This is a genomic window from Actinomadura sp. BRA 177 (assembly GCF_013372625.1).
Taxonomy (GTDB): domain Bacteria; phylum Actinomycetota; class Actinomycetes; order Streptosporangiales; family Streptosporangiaceae; genus Spirillospora.
Map to the genome: position 1 here is coordinate 1 of NZ_JABXFD010000560.1, position 2,578 is coordinate 2,578.

Consider the following 2,578-nt stretch of genomic DNA (forward strand, 5'->3'; position numbering starts at 1 on the left):
GGAGGTCTCGGACGAGGCGTAGGGCGTCGGCGAGGAGGCGGTAGGCGCGGTCGGGGTCGGGTTCGGCCGTCGCGGTCTCGCGGAGGCGCAGGGCGGTGTCGAGGCGGTGGCGGGCCTCGGCGGCTAGAACCTCCTCCTCGGGGGAGTCGCCGTGCGCGGACGGGGGCGGGATCTTCGCGGCGTCGGCGAGTTCGGCGGCGGCGTAGACGTCGCCGGCGTCGAGGAGGCCGCGGAGGCGGCCGGCCAGGCCGCCGCTGGGGCCCGTTTCGCGGACGATCGCGAACACCAGGCGGCGGGCGTCGCCCTGCTCGATGCCGAGGTCCTCGATCGCGTGCCGGAGGAGGGCGCGTTCCGAGGCTCGCTGGCGGAGGCGTTCGCGGAGCCGGTCGACGACGTCGAACAGCAGCAGGGCGTGCGGGTCGGCGTCCGAGCGGAGCGCGGCGAGGATCGTGTCGGCGTGGGTGGTGCTCGTGTCGCGGCTGCGGCGGGCCCATTCGGCGCCGGCCGCCGCCACGGCCGCGTCGTCGAGGCGCAGGTCGCCGGGGGCGGTGAAGCCGTCCAGGACGTGGATCGGGCCGGTCAGCCGCGGCCCGAACAGGAAGTCGGCGAGGTGCTGCTTGCCGAGGACGTCCAGCGACTCGCGCACCTTCCGGTACGCGGGGTAGGGCGCGGCGGACGGCAGCGGGTCCGGTTCGCGGATCTCGATGCCGTCGGCGGCGGCCAGCTCCGCCAGCTCGGCGAGCGTGGTGCGGTGCAGCGGCCGGGCGTGCGGCGTGCCGAACCCGGCCATCGCGTTCGCCACGTCCGTGGCGATCACGAGCGTGGTCGCGCCGAGCCGCCGGGCCAGCAACTGCGCCGCCAGGTCCTTGTCGACGACGGCCTCGACGCCGCGCAGCACCCCGTCCACCCGGACCACGGGCGCTCCCCCGCCGCCCGCCGCGACGACGACGTACCCGGCGGCGAGCAGCGCCCCGGCCGCGTCCGCGTCCAGGATCTCCAGCGGCTCCGGGGAGGCGACGACGCGCCGCCAGCCGCGCTCCCCGAACGGCCGCCACACCTCGCCGTGCGCCATGGACCGGCGCGCCTGCTCCTCGGGGAAGTACCGGCCGATCGGCTTGGCGGGGGCCGCGAACCCGGGGTCGGACGCGTCCACGAGCGTCCGCGTCACCACCGTCGCCACCCTGCGGCCGGCGCCCCGCGCGCGCAGCGCCCGCTCCAGCGCGTTCATGATCATCACGCCGACGGTGGCCTGCGTCTGCGCGCCGCACCAGTCCAGCGGGACCGGCGGCACCACGCCCGCCGCCAGCTGGTTCTTGATCAGCAGGTTGCCGACCTGCGGCCCGTTGCCGTGCGTGAGCGCGACCCGCGCGCCGGCCGCGACCAGCTCCGCCACATGCCCCATCGCGGCCTCGATCGCGGCCGCCTGCGCGTCCGGGGTGGCGCTGCCGTCCGGTGCGGTCATGGCGTTGCCGCCGAGCGCGATCAGGATCCGCTCGCCGCTGAGCGATCCCCCGCCGTTCCAGGTCACGGACGGACGCTAACCCGCGCGGCGTGCGGCGCTCATGGGCGAAATCCGCCCAATGAGCGCCGCTTCTTCGGCACTTTCTAGGGACGCGCCCCGAGCGAGCCGACCCACCCCATCGTCTCGTAGGTGGTCACCTCGGCCCCTTCCCCGGACTCCCCCATCCGGAATTCGAGGAGGTCGGCGGTCTTCGCCGAGATGACGAGGCGGGACTCGGTCGCGCCCGCGCCGCCGTCCGGGGCCGACGTCGCGGCGACGGCCATGCCGGGACGGCCGAGCCGGTCCGTGGTCTTGCCGATCATCCGGATCCCGGGCAGCCCGGCGAGGACCTTGAACAGCGCCGCCTTGGTGCCGGGCGTGATCGGCCCGCCGAGCAGGTCGTGCGCGATCCCCCACACGTAGGCGGTGAAGGTGGCCTTGAGCGGGTTCTCGGCGTCCTTCAGGTCGCGCGCGTAGCGGTCGCGCAGCACCGCCGACAGGCGCCCCGCATCCGTGGGCAGCGCCGCGAGCTGCTCGAAGGTCAGCTGTCCGTTGCCGAGGCTCAGGCGCGTCGGGCCCTCCCAGACCCGCTTCCCGTTCGAGCCGGACACGAGGCGGGGCGAACCGTCCTTCCTCCAGCGAGCCTCGTCCTCGGCGGTGGGGAAGACGAGCTTCTCCGGGCCGCTGGTCTTGCGTCCCTTGCCGCCGTCGCGCGCGATCCAGACCTCGCCCGGGATCTCGATGACGGCCTTGTAGGAGATCTTCTTGTTCACCTTGCGGACGTCCCGGCCCTTGCCGGCGACGACCATGCGGTGCCCGCCGACGTCCAGCGCCGTCCGCTGCCGGTTGTACCAGTAGCGGCCGGTCGTGGCGGGGGCCTTCGCCGCGGTCGTGGCGCTGGCCAGCAGGAAGGTGCGCGCATCGGCGGGCCCCTGTGCCGCCGGCGGCACGGGCGTGTTCTCGCCGCCTCCCGTGACGACGACGGCCCCGGCGGCGCCCCCCGCCAGGACCAGCTCGGCCCCGGCCAGCCGCCCCGCCGTCCCGTGCGCCTCCTCCTTACACATCTCTCTCACCGCC

The 2,578-nt window shown here is 75.5% G+C and carries 2 protein-coding genes; both read right to left on the bottom strand.

Annotation, left to right across the window (positions count from 1 at the left end; all coding sequences use genetic code 11):
- Nucleotides 1-1,528, bottom strand: a 1,528-nt coding sequence (locus HUX53_RS31650; protein ID WP_309237524.1) for a hypothetical protein, incomplete at its 3' end; no start/stop codon positions are given.
- Nucleotides 1,529-1,605: 77 nt separating this feature from the next.
- Nucleotides 1,606-2,578: CU044_5270 family protein (locus HUX53_RS31655; RefSeq protein WP_217920148.1), on the bottom strand; the 973-nt coding region annotated here is incomplete at its 5' end.